Annotated in this window: 16 protein-coding genes; 12 read left to right on the forward strand and 4 right to left on the reverse strand. The window is 55.4% G+C overall.

Annotated elements, in window-relative coordinates; translation table 11 throughout:
* Positions 1-49 precede the first annotated feature (49 nt).
* Both ACJTMZ_RS20355 and acpH read right to left on the reverse strand, forming a co-directional pair.
* On the reverse strand, positions 50-652 hold the full coding sequence (locus ACJTMZ_RS20355) for a peroxiredoxin C (RefSeq protein ID WP_003859113.1): 603 nt from the start codon (positions 650-652) through the stop codon (positions 50-52).
* A 127-nt stretch (positions 653-779) separates the two neighbouring features.
* Positions 780-1,361, reverse strand: a complete 582-nt coding sequence (gene acpH / locus ACJTMZ_RS20360; protein WP_015571305.1) for an ACP phosphodiesterase — start codon at positions 1,359-1,361, stop codon at positions 780-782.
* Between the two features lie 92 nt (positions 1,362-1,453).
* Here acpH and queA point away from each other — a divergent pair, with 92 nt between their 5' ends.
* From queA to ACJTMZ_RS20395, 7 genes are all read left to right on the forward strand, one after another.
* On the forward strand, positions 1,454-2,524 hold the full coding sequence (queA, locus tag ACJTMZ_RS20365; protein WP_063933788.1) for a tRNA preQ1(34) S-adenosylmethionine ribosyltransferase-isomerase QueA: 1,071 nt from the start codon (positions 1,454-1,456) through the stop codon (positions 2,522-2,524).
* A 53-nt stretch (positions 2,525-2,577) separates the two neighbouring features.
* Positions 2,578-3,705 carry a tRNA guanosine(34) transglycosylase Tgt gene (gene tgt / locus ACJTMZ_RS20370; protein ID WP_015571303.1) on the forward strand — a complete coding sequence of 376 codons (1,128 nt, stop codon included), beginning with the start codon at positions 2,578-2,580 and terminating at the stop codon, positions 3,703-3,705.
* A gap of 22 nt (positions 3,706-3,727) precedes the next feature.
* Entirely contained in the window at positions 3,728-4,060 is a 333-nt protein-coding gene (yajC, locus tag ACJTMZ_RS20375; RefSeq protein ID WP_003859109.1) for a preprotein translocase subunit YajC, read from the forward strand.
* A 27-nt stretch (positions 4,061-4,087) separates the two neighbouring features.
* On the forward strand, positions 4,088-5,935 hold the full coding sequence (secD, locus tag ACJTMZ_RS20380) for a protein translocase subunit SecD (RefSeq protein ID WP_017383164.1): 1,848 nt from the start codon (positions 4,088-4,090) through the stop codon (positions 5,933-5,935).
* 10 nt (positions 5,936-5,945) lie between these two features.
* Positions 5,946-6,917: a protein translocase subunit SecF gene (gene secF, locus ACJTMZ_RS20385; RefSeq protein ID WP_003859105.1), complete on the forward strand. Its 972-nt coding sequence runs from the start codon at positions 5,946-5,948 to the stop codon at positions 6,915-6,917.
* Positions 6,918-7,055: 138 nt separating this feature from the next.
* On the forward strand, positions 7,056-7,421 hold the full coding sequence (locus ACJTMZ_RS20390; RefSeq protein WP_017383165.1) for a VOC family protein: 366 nt from the start codon (positions 7,056-7,058) through the stop codon (positions 7,419-7,421).
* A gap of 10 nt (positions 7,422-7,431) precedes the next feature.
* Positions 7,432-8,112, forward strand: coding sequence for a YafY family protein (locus ACJTMZ_RS20395; RefSeq protein WP_017383166.1), 681 nt, complete (start codon positions 7,432-7,434; stop codon positions 8,110-8,112).
* Positions 8,113-8,200: 88 nt separating this feature from the next.
* Here ACJTMZ_RS20395 and ACJTMZ_RS20400 read toward each other — a convergent pair whose 3' ends face one another.
* Both ACJTMZ_RS20400 and ACJTMZ_RS20405 read right to left on the reverse strand, forming a co-directional pair.
* Positions 8,201-9,085 carry a nucleoside-specific channel-forming protein Tsx gene (locus ACJTMZ_RS20400; protein WP_026080602.1) on the reverse strand — a complete coding sequence of 295 codons (885 nt, stop codon included), beginning with the start codon at positions 9,083-9,085 and terminating at the stop codon, positions 8,201-8,203.
* Between the two features lie 268 nt (positions 9,086-9,353).
* Complete coding sequence (locus tag ACJTMZ_RS20405; RefSeq protein ID WP_032649957.1) at positions 9,354-9,893, reverse strand: DUF3251 domain-containing protein; 540 nt, start codon at positions 9,891-9,893, stop codon at positions 9,354-9,356.
* A 152-nt stretch (positions 9,894-10,045) separates the two neighbouring features.
* Here ACJTMZ_RS20405 and nrdR point away from each other — a divergent pair, with 152 nt between their 5' ends.
* The 5 genes from nrdR to thiL all read left to right on the forward strand — a co-directional run bounded on the left by nrdR (position 10,046) and on the right by thiL (position 13,651).
* A complete protein-coding gene (nrdR, locus tag ACJTMZ_RS20410; RefSeq protein WP_003859099.1) occupies positions 10,046-10,495 on the forward strand; it encodes a transcriptional regulator NrdR in 450 nt (149 codons plus the stop codon).
* Between the two features lie 4 nt (positions 10,496-10,499).
* Entirely contained in the window at positions 10,500-11,603 is a 1,104-nt protein-coding gene (ribD, locus tag ACJTMZ_RS20415) for a bifunctional diaminohydroxyphosphoribosylaminopyrimidine deaminase/5-amino-6-(5-phosphoribosylamino)uracil reductase RibD (RefSeq protein ID WP_252011125.1), read from the forward strand.
* 87 nt (positions 11,604-11,690) lie between these two features.
* A complete protein-coding gene (gene ribE, locus ACJTMZ_RS20420; protein ID WP_003859098.1) occupies positions 11,691-12,161 on the forward strand; it encodes a 6,7-dimethyl-8-ribityllumazine synthase in 471 nt (156 codons plus the stop codon).
* A 21-nt stretch (positions 12,162-12,182) separates the two neighbouring features.
* A complete protein-coding gene (gene nusB / locus ACJTMZ_RS20425; protein WP_006809908.1) occupies positions 12,183-12,602 on the forward strand; it encodes a transcription antitermination factor NusB in 420 nt (139 codons plus the stop codon).
* 77 nt (positions 12,603-12,679) lie between these two features.
* Positions 12,680-13,651: a thiamine-phosphate kinase gene (gene thiL / locus ACJTMZ_RS20430; protein ID WP_017383170.1), complete on the forward strand. Its 972-nt coding sequence runs from the start codon at positions 12,680-12,682 to the stop codon at positions 13,649-13,651.
* The last annotated feature ends 172 nt before the right edge of the window (positions 13,652-13,823 follow it).

A 13,823-nucleotide genomic window follows, 5' to 3' on the forward strand; every position in this document is an offset into this window, starting at 1 on the left:
GCCATAAAAAAACCCGCGTATTCGCGGGTTTTTTGGTAAACCGTGCCGATTACAGGCTGGATACGTTCTCAGACAGGTATTTAGCTACGCCGTCTGGGGAAGCCGCCATACCTTCTTTACCTTTTTCCCACTGAGCCGGGCACACTTCACCATGCTCTTCGTGGAACTGGAGCGCGTCAACCATGCGCAGCATTTCGTCGATGTTACGACCCAGCGGCAGATCGTTCACAACCTGGTGACGAACGATGCCGTTCGCGTCGATCAGGAAAGAACCACGCAGTGCAACGCCAGCGTCCGGATGTTCGATACCGTAAGCCTGCTGGATTTCGCGTTTGATGTCCGCAACCATCGCGTATTTCACTGCACCGATGCCGCCGTTTTCGACAGGGGTGTTACGCCATGCGTTGTGTACAAATTCAGAGTCGAAGGAGACGCCAACCACTTCCACGCCACGCTTCTGGAATTCTTCGTAACGTTTGTCGAACGCGATCAGCTCAGACGGGCAAACGAAAGTGAAGTCCATTGGCCAGAAGAACAGAACGGTCGCTTTACCGTTGGTGTGCTGTTTGAAGTTGAAGTTTTCAACGATTTCACCATTGCCCAGAACGGCGGCAGCTGTAAAATCCGGAGCCGGACGAGTTACCAGAACCATATGATTCTCCTGTAGATACTAAGGTTATTTGGAACGCAACGCGGGCCAGTATAGAGGCAGTACGGGAATAAGACAAAGAGGTGGTAACAATCGTTCCACCAGCTTTTACCTATCAATCGAACCGACTTCACAGTTCTTTATTTTTCGCCTGCGTCATCATACGCGGGTAGAACTGCCAGAAGCGGGTTTCCAGCGCATCATAATGTTCATCCAGGTCATGCCATGAGTCGCGCAGCGCGTCCAGACGCGGTCGACGGCTCGCCATGCCGTTCAGGACGTTCTGAATGAAATCCATCTCGCGGTATCGCTCCAGCCAGCGTTCAGACCAGAGATAGTTATTCAGATTCACAAAGCGCGGCGGGGAGTCCGGCAAAATGATCGACACCTGCGCGTGGGCGTAGCGCACAAACTCAGGCAGCGACATATCAGGCGACAGCCGGGACCAGTGGCGCGACAGGAAATGATCCCACATGACGTCGAGCGTGATCGGCGCCACGCGTCGGGTTTCGGGGCGGAACCAGGCTTTGGCTTCCGTCACTTCCGGCAGGTTATCGGTCAGCACGTCGATGCGGCGGTGCATAAAAATCCCGTCGACAACCTCAGGGGAGTACGCTTCCGCGGGGTTGCCGCGTACAAAATCGGCCAGCAAATTGCCGGAGAGGGAGCTGTCCGCGAGATGAGCGAGATGCAGATGAGCGAGAAAATTCATGCGTTTTCGTTGTCCGGTGGCGGCTAGTTGTTGCAGCAAAAGGGTGTGAGCACTAGACTATGCCGCCTGTTTTTAAGTCACGAGTATACGTCATGCGCGTCGCCGATTTCTCCTTTGAACTACCTGAATCCCTGATTGCTCACTACCCCATGCCTGAGCGTAGCAGCTGTCGCTTGCTGTCACTGGACGGGCCAACGGGCGCGCTGACGCACGGTACTTTCACCGATCTGCTCGACAAGCTCAACCCTGGCGATCTGCTGGTCTTTAACAATACCCGCGTGATCCCGGCGCGTCTGTTTGGCCGTAAAGCCAGCGGCGGTAAGATTGAGGTGCTGGTCGAACGTATGCTCGATGATAAACGTATTCTGGCACATATTCGCGCCTCCAAAGCGCCGAAGCCGGGCGCTGAACTGCTGCTGGGGGATGACGAGAGCATCAAAGCGACCATGACCGCGCGTCACGACGCGCTATTTGAAGTGGAATTCAACGACGAGCGCACGGTGCTCGACATCCTGAACGCTATCGGCCACATGCCGCTGCCGCCGTATATTGAGCGCCCGGACGAAGAGGCCGACCGCGAGCTGTATCAGACCGTCTACAGCCAGAAGCCTGGCGCGGTGGCGGCGCCAACGGCGGGCCTGCACTTTGATGAACAGCTGTTGGAAAAGCTGCGCGCCAAGGGCATTGAGATGGCCTTCGTGACGCTGCACGTTGGTGCAGGCACCTTCCAGCCGGTGCGCGTGGACAGCATCGAAGACCACATCATGCACTCTGAGTATGCCGAAGTGCCACAGGAGGTTGTGGATGCGGTGCTGGCGGCGAAAGCGCGCGGTAATCGCGTCGTGGCCGTCGGTACAACGTCGGTACGTTCCCTTGAGAGCGCTGCGCAGGCCGCGAAAAGCGAGCTGATTGAGCCGTTCTTTGGCGATACGCAGATCTTTATCTACCCGGGCTATCAGTACAAAGTCATTGATGCACTGGTGACCAACTTCCATCTGCCTGAATCGACGTTGATTATGCTGGTTTCCGCGTTTGCGGGGTATCAGCATACGATGAACGCCTACAAGTCTGCGGTAGAACAAAAATATCGCTTTTTTAGCTACGGTGACGCGATGTTTATCACGTACAATCCGCAGGCTTTGAATGAGCGTGTCGGGGAATAAGTCCGCGGCACCGTATTACAACGTTGGACTGTTTTTCTGACGTCGGAGAAAAAATGAAATTTGAACTCGATACCACCGATGGCCGCGCGCGTCGCGGTCGTCTGGTGTTTGATCGCGGCGTGGTAGAAACCCCCGCGTTTATGCCTGTGGGCACGTACGGCACCGTAAAAGGAATGACGCCGGAAGAAGTTGAAGCCACTGGCGCACAGATTATCCTCGGCAACACCTTCCACCTGTGGCTGCGTCCGGGTCAGGAGATCATGAAGCTCCACGGCGACCTGCACGATTTCATGCAGTGGAAAGGCCCGATCCTCACCGACTCCGGCGGTTTCCAGGTCTTCAGCCTGGGCGATATCCGTAAGATCACTGAGCAGGGCGTACACTTCCGTAACCCGATCAACGGCGATCCAATCTTCCTCGATCCGGAAAAATCCATGGAGATTCAGTACGATCTCGGCTCCGATATCGTAATGATCTTCGACGAATGTACGCCATACCCGGCGGACTGGGACTACGCCAAGCGTTCCATGGAGATGTCCCTGCGTTGGGCGAAGCGTAGCCGCGACCGTTTTGACGCCCTGCAAAACAAAAATGCGCTGTTCGGCATTATTCAGGGCAGCGTTTACGAAGATTTACGCGATATCTCGGTTAAAGGTCTGGTAGAGATAGGCTTTGATGGCTACGCTGTCGGCGGTTTGGCTGTGGGTGAGCCGAAGGAAGACATGCACCGCATTCTGGAGCATGTCTGCCCGCAAATCCCGGCGGATAAACCACGATACCTGATGGGTGTGGGTAAACCAGAAGATCTGGTGGAAGGCGTACGTCGCGGCATTGATATGTTCGACTGCGTTATGCCAACCCGAAACGCGCGTAACGGTCATTTGTTCGTTACCGATGGCGTGGTGAAAATCCGTAACGCGAAGCATAAGAGTGACACCAGCCCGCTCGATTCCGAGTGCGATTGCTATACCTGTCGCAATTATTCTCGCGCGTATCTGCATCATCTCGATCGTTGCAACGAGATTTTGGGGGCGCGTCTCAATACCATTCATAATCTTCGTTATTATCAGCGCTTAATGGCTGGTTTACGTAAGGCTATCGAAGAGGGTAAATTAGAGAGCTTCGTGACCGATTTCTACCAACGTCAGGGGCGGGATGTTCCACCGTTGAACGTTGATTAATTTTAATAATGAGGGAATTTGAATGAGCTTTTTTATTTCTGATGCGGTAGCAGCAACGGGTGCACCAGCGCAGGGCAGCCCGATGTCTCTGATTCTGATGCTGGTTGTGTTCGGTCTGATCTTCTACTTCATGATCCTGCGTCCACAGCAGAAGCGTACTAAAGAGCACAAAAACCTGATGAACTCCATCGCGAAGGGCGATGAAGTCCTGACCAATGGTGGCCTGGTGGGTCGCGTAACCAAAGTAGCGGAAAACGGCTACATTGCTATCGCCCTCAACGACACCACTGAAGTGGTTATCAAACGTGACTTCGTAGCTGCCGTTCTGCCGAAAGGCACCATGAAGGCGCTGTAATCCCAACTTTTCCCAAAGGGAACTGCCGTGTTAAACCGTTATCCTTTGTGGAAGTACATCATGCTGGTCGTCGTGATTATCGTCGGCCTGCTGTACGCGCTTCCCAACCTGTATGGTGAGGATCCGGCCGTTCAAATCACTGGCGCGCGCGGTGTCGCCGCCAGTGAGCAAACGCTGATCCAGGTCCAGAAAACGTTACAAGAAGAAAAAATTACCGCTAAGTCTGTGGCACTGGAAGAGGGCGCAATTCTTGCTCGCTTCGACACCACCGACACGCAGCTCCGCGCACGTGAAGCGCTGATGGGCGTGCTGGGTGATAAATATGTCGTGGCGCTTAACCTTGCTCCTGCAACCCCACGCTGGCTGGCTGCGCTGAACGCAGAGCCAATGAAACTGGGTCTTGACCTGCGTGGCGGCGTTCACTTCCTGATGGAAGTGGATATGGATACCGCGCTCGGCAAGCTACAGGAACAGAATATCGACAGCCTGCGCAGCGATCTGCGCGATAAGGGCATTCCGTACACCACCGTACGTAAAGAAGATAACTACGGCCTGAGCATCACGTTCCGCGACAGCGCGGCACGCGATCAGGCTGTGACGTATCTGTCTCAGCGTCACCGCGATCTGGTGATCACCTCTCAGGGCAGCAACCAGCTGCGTGCGGTAATGACCGACGCGCGTCTGAGTGAAGCACGTGAATACGCCGTTCAGCAGAACATTAACATTCTGCGTAACCGTGTAAACCAGCTGGGCGTGGCTGAGCCACTGGTACAGCGTCAGGGTGCTGACCGTATCGTGGTCGAACTGCCGGGTATCCAGGATACCGCCCGTGCGAAAGAGATTCTGGGCGCGACGGCGACCCTGGAGTTCCGTCTGGTTAACTCCAATGTCGACCAGGCTGCTGCGGCTTCAGGCCGTGTGCCGGGCGATTCTGAAGTGAAACAGACCCGCGAAGGCCAGCCTGTTGTGCTGTACAAACGCGTGATCCTGACCGGTGACCATATCACCGACTCCACTTCAAGCCAGGATGAGTACAACCAGCCGCAGGTTAACATCTCGCTGGATAGCGCAGGTGGCAACATCATGTCTAACTTCACCAAGGACAACATCGGCAAGCCGATGGCGACCCTGTTCGTGGAGTACAAAGACAGCGGTAAGAAAGACGCCAATGGCCGTGCCGTGCTGGTGAAAGAGGAAGAGGTGATTAACATCGCCAACATCCAGTCTCGTCTGGGTAACAGCTTCCGTATTACCGGTATCAGCAACCCGAACGAAGCGCGTCAGCTCTCTCTGCTGCTGCGTGCCGGTGCGCTGATTGCGCCAATTCAGATTGTTGAAGAACGTACCATCGGTCCAACCCTGGGTATGCAGAACATCAAACAGGGTCTGGAAGCGTGTCTGGCCGGTCTGGCGGTGTCCATCATCTTCATGATCTTCTTCTATAAGAAGTTCGGCCTGATTGCGACCTCCGCGCTGATTGCCAACCTGGTGCTGATCATCGGTATCATGTCCCTGCTGCCGGGGGCGACGCTGACCATGCCGGGGATTGCGGGTATCGTTCTAACCCTTGCGGTGGCGGTCGACGCCAACGTACTGATAAACGAACGTATCAAAGAAGAGCTGAGCAACGGTCGTTCTGTACAGCAGGCGATTGAAGAAGGCTACAAAGGGGCGTTCAGCTCCATCTTCGATGCGAACGTAACAACACTGATTAAGGTTCTTATCCTGTATGCAGTGGGTACTGGCGCGATCAAAGGCTTTGCGATTACTACCGGTATCGGTGTCGCAACGTCGATGTTTACCGCTATTGTCGGCACCCGTGCCATCGTGAACCTGCTGTACGGCGGCAAGCGCGTCAAAAAGCTGTCTATCTGAGGAGTGCGTTGTGGCACAGGAATATACTGTTGAACAATTGAACCACGGCCGTAAAGTCTGGGACTTTATGCGCTGGGACTACTGGGCCTTCGGCATTTCAGGTTTTCTGCTGATCTTGTCCATCGTCATTATGGGCGTGAAAGGCTTTAACTGGGGTCTGGATTTCACCGGTGGTACGGTGATCGAAATTACCCTGGAAAAACCGGTCGATATGGACCAGATGCGTGAGTCTCTGCAAAAAGCGGGCTTTGAAGAGCCGCTGCTACAGAACTTCGGCAGCAGCCGCGACATCATGGTGCGTATGCCGCCGGTACACGATGCCAACGGCAGCCAGGAGCTGGGCAGCAAGGTCGTCCAGGTTATTAACGAAACGACCAGCCAGGATGCAACGGTTAAGCGTATTGAGTTTGTCGGCCCGAGCGTTGGTGCTGACCTGGCGCAGACCGGTGCGATGGCGCTGCTGGTGGCGCTGATCTCGATCCTGATTTACGTCGGTTTCCGCTTTGAGTGGCGACTGGCGGCAGGCGTGGTTATCGCCCTGGCGCACGACGTGGTGATCACCATGGGCATACTGTCTCTGTTCCACATTGAGATTGACCTGACGATTGTGGCATCCCTGATGTCCGTTATCGGTTACTCACTGAACGACAGTATCGTGGTATCTGACCGTATTCGTGAAAACTTCCGTAAGATCCGTCGCGGCACGCCGTACGAAATCTTTAACGTGTCGTTGACCCAGACGTTGCACCGTACGTTGATCACCTCCGGCACCACCCTGATGGTGATCCTGATGCTGTTCCTGTTCGGTGGCCCGGTGCTGGAAGGCTTCTCGCTGACCATGCTGATCGGTGTGTCTATCGGTACGGCCTCGTCTATCTACGTCGCGTCCGCACTGGCGCTGAAGCTGGGCATGAAGCGCGAGCATCTGATCCAGCAGAAAGTCGAGAAAGAAGGGGCGGATCAGCCGTCCATTCTGCCGTAAGAGTCTTAGGTAGTATCGAAATCCCGGCCTGCTGGCCGGGATTTTTTTTGTCTGCATCTCACAAACACTCCTGACAGTATGCTGTCAGGAGCCCTGTCGTAGACTCCTTCTGAACCCTAACAACAGGCAGGAGGACGTATGAAAAGTGTTATTAACTGGTTTGAAATTCCGGTCGCCGATATGGATCGCGCCATCAAATTTTATGAGTCGGTGATGCAGGTCGCGCTGCGGCGCGAGAAGATGGACGTGGCTGATCTGGCGATTTTCCCGCACGAGGATCCGGCCACCGGCGGCGCGCTGGCGAAATTTGACGGCGTTACACCGTCTTCGCAGGGCGCTATTATTTACCTGCATACTGACAATCTGGCGGCCACGCTCGATCGTATTGCTTCTGCGGGCGGTGAGTGCGTGTTTGGCCCGCTGGAACTGCCGCAAGGCATTGGCACTATAGCCCTGTTTACCGACAGCGAAGGTAATCGCGTCGGCCTCCATCAACCGGTATGAGAGTAAACCGATGACCCGACGCGCTGACCGTTTGTTCCAGATTGTGCAGATCCTTCGGGGCAGGCGTCTGACAACGGCAGCGCATCTGGCGGAAAGGCTTGGCGTGTCCGAGCGCACGGTGTACCGCGATATCCGCGACCTGTCGCTTTCCGGCGTGCCGGTGGAAGGCGAGGCGGGAAGCGGATATCGGCTGATGTCGGGTTTTGATTTACCCCCGCTGATGCTGACCAACAAAGAGTCCGAGGCGCTGATGGTGGCGATTCGCCTGCTCAAAACCTGGGGCGGGGAATCGCTGTCGCGCGAGCTGGAGTCGGCCCAGGAAAAAGTGCTGGCGATCCTGCCAGAAGAGAGCCGCCGCAAAGCTGAGCAGACGCGGATTTACGCGCCGGATATTGCCCTTCAGCCCCATTCCCGTAGTGGTTTCGACGTGATCCATCAGGCGATTTCCGCCCAGCGCGTGCTGGCGCTGCATTATCGTGATGAGGCCGGGCAGTTAACCTGGCGTGAGGTGCAGCCGCTTGGGCTGTTCTTCTGGGGGGAGCACTGGCTGTTGGCTGCGTGGTGCGAGCGACGCGATGACTACCGCTGCTTCCGTCTCGACCGATGCCTCAATATTGTGCAGACGGAGAGGCGGTTTAGCGAGAGTGCGGACAGGTCATTGGCAGATTTTTTGCGCAAGGTGAGGCAGTAAAAAGCCGGGGGGCGGCTACGCCTTACCCGGCCTACATTCGGATCGTAGGCCCGGTAAGCGTAGCGCCACCGGGCGGAATCCGCACTGATTAGAAGTTGTAACCCACGACCAGGTAACCACCCCAACCGGTAGAGCGAACGCTGAAGTCGCCGTTGCCAAAGTTCAGGCTGGCGTCGTCGTTCCACTGGCCACCGTTGTGCCAGTAACGCGCAACAACAGAGTAGTGCCAGTGATCGTAGTTCAGCGCCAGGATGTGGCTGGACGCGATGGAGTCGTTAGTGCGCGCTTTTCTGCCGTTCAGGTCGCGGAAATCGTTATCGCCCAGGTCTGAACCCCAGTCAAAGTTGGTGAAGCCGATATAGCTCAGGTTGCCGCCCCACAGTTGGGTAATTGGCACGAAGTATTTCACTTTGAAACGGTAGCCGTCCCACTCGTTCTCGTTCGCGGCGCCGTAGTTCTGCCACTGGTATTTTGCGTAGACGTTCATGGACAGGCTCATCGGCAGGCCAGTCTCAATGTCTGTACCCAGACCCATGTACCAGGTGCTCTGGCGACCGGACTTGTTGCGACCCATGTCGTAGATGTAGTTGTTTGCGAAATACCACTCTTTGAACGGACCAAACGCCAGACTGGTACCGGTCAGTTTATCAATGGAGAAGCGGGGTTCGATCTCCATGAACAGTGGGGAACCGTGGTTCCAGATACCTTTCGCGTCGGTATTACCGCCGAAGAATACCGGTGCGTCCATGTAGCCATAGAAATCAAACCAGTCTTTTTTAGCGAATGCTTCGTACTCGAGGTAGGTATCGTTACGGATCTGCGGTCCGAAACGGGTATGGTAGCTGCCTACAACGTTAACGCTCTGATGCCACCAGTCGGAGAGGTATTGTGGTTTGTCGTTTTCCGCTGCGTTAACAGTGAAAGAGGTGGAGAGTGCCAGAACTGCACCGGCTGCGAGTAATGTTTTTTTCATAATCATGCCACTGATTGAAATTCCCTTCCGGGAGTGAAAAATGCGCGAATTGCGTTTCTAAATATTTCGTATTTCTGCGGAGCCTATTATAGGAATCCTTGCTCACAAAAATATGTGTTGTTTCACATATCTCTCACATACGTAATCGATTGCGTTCACGTTTGCGTACTTTAGACGGGCAGGATTGTAGCGGCAATCATTTATGTTGCCAATCCATACGAAATGTAAATGTTAGCGGAGTGACATTTCACTCCGCTAGAAGGGCGGGTTATTGCGCGGCGGGTTGAATGTCGTGAATACGGATAAAGCCCAGCTGTTCTGGGGTCAGTCCGCTCAGCTGGAGCGGGATATCAACATCGCTCGGCGCCAGCGTGCTGGCGGGGGCGGTGAAGAGCTGATTCTTCACGTTCACTTCCTGATAGCTCTCCGTGGTGCCCTGAATCTGGCCCCACTCTACGGTGCCGCTGAACGCGGGAAGCGGATCGTTGGACTCACCCTGAATGCGTAATGTTGCGCGAGTACCATCGGCATTCGCTGCAACATTCACCACAGACATCTTTAGCGTGCCAATCTGGCTGTTCAGACGCGCGGGCGTGTTTGCACCTGGCAATAAATAAACGCCATTGCTGGATTTGGCATTGAGCGCGTTCTGCTGGGTGATCTTCACGGTTTCTTTGTTAAGTTTGTCCATCGCCACGTTAAGCGTATTCACGCTTTGTTTCATCTCACGGACTTCGCTTTGCTGTGCGCAGGCGCTGAGCGTGAACAGGCTCCCCACCAGCACTATTTTCAGGTAACGTCTTGTCATTGCGTTTAATTCCTTGAAATCACAGATTGCTGCAATGGTAGACAGGATAGTGCCGTCAGGCATAGATCCTTTGTCTCAAAAAGCTCTTCCTTTGTTGTCGGGCCAGTTCAGGGTAAAATAGAAATCAGTTAACCAGATAACAGGGACATCGTATGCATTGCCCATTTTGCTCCGCTGTGGATACCAAAGTCATCGACTCGCGTCTTGTAGGCGAAGGGTCTTCCGTGCGTCGTCGTCGGCAGTGTCTGGTGTGCAACGAGCGTTTTACCACCTTTGAGGTGGCAGAGCTGGTAATGCCGCGCGTGGTAAAAAGTAACGATGTGCGCGAACCGTTCAATGAAGAGAAACTGCGTAGCGGGATGCTCAAGGCGCTGGAAAAACGGCCCGTTAGCTCCGATGACGTCGAAATGGCGTTAAACCATATTAAATCTTATCTGCGGGGGTTAGGTGAGCGCGAAGTGCCGAGCAAAATGATCGGCAATCTGGTGATGGAACAGCTGAAAAAGCTCGATAAAGTCGCCTATATCCGCTTTGCCTCCGTTTACCGCAGCTTCGAAGACATCAAAGAGTTTGGCGAAGAGATCGCCCGCTTACAGGATTAAGCCCATGCACGACGAGATGTACATGGCGCGAGCCATGAAGCTGGCGCAGCACGGTCGGTTTACCACTCACCCTAATCCCAATGTCGGGTGCGTCATTGTTAAAGATGGCGAGATTGTGGGGGAAGGTTTTCACTACCGCGCAGGCGAGCCGCATGCCGAAGTGCATGCCCTGCGCATGGCGGGTGAGAAAGCGCGTGGCGCAACGGCCTATGTGACGCTGGAGCCATGCAGCCATCACGGGCGCACGCCGCCATGCTGTGAAGCGCTGATCGCAGCGGGCGTCTCGCGCGTTGTCGCCGCCATGCAGGATCCTAACCCGCAGGTGGCGGGGCGCGGGCTGTATCGTCTGCAACAGGAAGGTATCGACGTCAGCCACGGCCTGATGATGCAGGATGCGGAAGCCCTGAATAAAGGCTTCCTGAAGCGCATGCGCACCGGCTTCCCGTTTATCCAGCTTAAGCTTGGCGCGTCACTGGATGGCCGCACGGCGATGGCGAACGGCGAGAGCCAGTGGATCACCTCGCCGCAGGCAAGGCGCGATGTGCAACGTCTGCGCGCACAAAGCCATGCTATTCTCACCAGCAGTGAAACGGTACTGGCTGACGATCCGGCCATGACCGTGCGCTGGGAAGAGCTGAATGCGGATACCCAGGCGCTCTATCCTCAGGAGAACCTGCGTCAGCCGCTGCGCATTATTATTGATAGCCAGAACCGCGTGACGCCGGAGCACCGCATCGTGCAGCAGCCGGGTGAAACCTGGATTGCCCGCACCAAAGAAGATACGCGCGAATGGCCGCAAGGTGTGCGCAGTATTATGGTGCCGGAACATAACGGGCATCTGGATCTGGTGGTGCTGATGATGTTGCTCGGCAAACAGCAGGTCAACAGCATCTGGGTTGAAGCTGGCCCGACGCTTGCCGGCGCGCTGCTTCAGGCGGGGCTGGTGGATGAGCTTCTCGTCTACGTTGCGCCTAAACTGTTAGGTAACGACGCGCACGGCCTGTTTGTGCTGCCCGGCCTTGAAAAACTGGCCGATGCGCCGCAACTCTCATTCAGCGAGATTCGTCCGGTAGGCCCGGATGTCTGCCTCCATTTAACGACAGCGTAATTGCTCCTGAAATAGGGAAGCAGTGCGCAAAGTATTATGATAAAATCCGCCCCCCTGCGGGGCCAAATGAACCCGTAAAGGAAGAGTATGAACATTATTGAAGCTGCTGTAGCTACCCCGGACGCTCGCGTCGCCATCACCATTGCGCGTTTCAACAACTTCATCAACGATAGCCTGCTGGAAGGTGCGGTTGACGCCCTGAAACGTATCGGCCAGGTTAAAGATGACAACATTACCGTCGTTTGGGTTCCAGGCGCTTACGAACTGCCACTGGCCGCGGGCGCGCTGGCAAAAACCGGTAAATACGACGCGGTGATTGCGCTGGGTACTGTTATTCGTGGCGGCACTGCGCACTTCGAATACGTTGCGGGCGGTGCAAGCAACGGTCTGGCACACGTTGCACAGGATGCTGAAATCCCTGTCGCGTTCGGCGTGCTGACCACCGAAAGTATTGAACAAGCCATCGAACGTGCTGGCACTAAAGCCGGTAACAAAGGTGCAGAAGCTGCACTGACCGCGCTTGAAATGATCAATGTATTGAAAGCCATCAAGGCCTGATTTTTTTGTAAGGGGAATTCCGTGAAACCTGCTGCTCGTCGCCGCGCCCGTGAATGTGCCGTCCAGGCACTTTACTCCTGGCAGTTGTCCCAGAACGACATCGCTGATGTTGAATACCAGTTCCTGTCAGAACAGGACGTGAAAGACGTTGACGTTCTGTACTTCCGTGAACTGCTGTCGGGAGTGGCGACTAATAGCGCGTATCTCGATGGTCTGATGAAGCCATACCTGTCCCGTCTGCTCGAAGAGCTGGGCCAGGTCGAAAAAGCAGTGTTGCGTATCGCGCTGTTTGAGCTGTCTAAACGTGATGATGTGCCGTACAAAGTGGCCATCAACGAAGCGATCGAACTGGCGAAAACCTTCGGCGCTGAAGACAGTCACAAGTTTGTTAACGGCGTGCTGGATAAAGCCGCACCTGCGATCCGTCCCCACAAAAAGTGATCCGCAAACCGGAGTCTTGCATTGCCTTTTTGGCAGTGCGGCTCCGGTTTTTTCTTTTATTTGCTGAGGCATAACGTATGGCATGCGGCGAATTCTCCCTGATTGCCCGTTATTTCGACCGTGTCAGAACCTCTCGTCTTGATGTTGAAACCGGCATTGGCGATGACTGCGCACTTCTCAATATTCCCGAAAAACAGACGCTGGCAATCAGCACCGACACCTTAGTGTGTGGGCGTCATTTCCTGCCGGATATCGATCCTGCCGATCTGGCGTATAAAGCGCTGGCGGTGAACGTCAGCGATCTGGCGGCAATGGGCGCCGACCCGGCCTGGCTGACGCTGGCTCTGACCCTGCCGGAGGTGGATGAAGCCTGGCTTGAAGCCTTCAGCGATGCCCTGTTTGAACAGCTGAATTATTACGATATGCAGCTGATTGGCGGTGATACCACCGCCGGTCCGCTGTCCATGACCCTGGCAATCCACGGCTATGTGCCTGCCGGGCGCGCGCTGAAGCGCTCGGGTGCAAAACCAGGCGACTGGATCTACGTGACCGGTACGCCGGGCGACAGCGCGGCAGGGCTGGCGATCCTTCAGAACCGTTTAACGGTTGAAGAGGCTGACGATGCGGCGTATCTGGTGAAGCGCCATCTGCGGCCAACGCCGCGTATTCTGCACGGTCAGGCGCTGCGCGAGCGGGCCAGTTCGGCTATCGATTTGTCTGACGGGCTGATCTCCGATCTCGGCCATATCCTGAAGGCCAGCGGCGTGGGCGCACGCGTTGACCTGGATCTGTTCCCGCTGTCGGAGCAACTGCTTCGCCATGTCGAACCTGAACAGGCGCTGCGCTGGGCGTTATCCGGTGGAGAAGACTATGAGCTGTGCTTCACCGTGCCTGAGCTGAATCGCGGGACGCTGGATGTGGCGCTAGCGCATCTGGGGGCGAAATTTACCTGCATCGGGCAGGTGATGCCGGAAAGTGAAGGGTTGCTGTTTGTCCGCGACGGCGCCCCGGTTACGCTTGACTGGAAAGGGTACGATCACTTTGGGTGAGTGTTTTGCCGGGTGGCGGCTTCGCCTTACCCGGCCTACGATCGCACTTTATTTGTAGGCCGGGTAAGCGCAGTGTATGACCGGATACATAGGTGACAGATCAGACCGGGAACATAGGTAACACTTTTCAGTCTATCCGGAGCACACTCTGGGTTTTTCGGTCGTAGTACGC

This window comes from Enterobacter sp. DN, from assembly GCF_046054285.1.
GTDB lineage: Bacteria > Pseudomonadota > Gammaproteobacteria > Enterobacterales > Enterobacteriaceae > Enterobacter > Enterobacter hormaechei_C.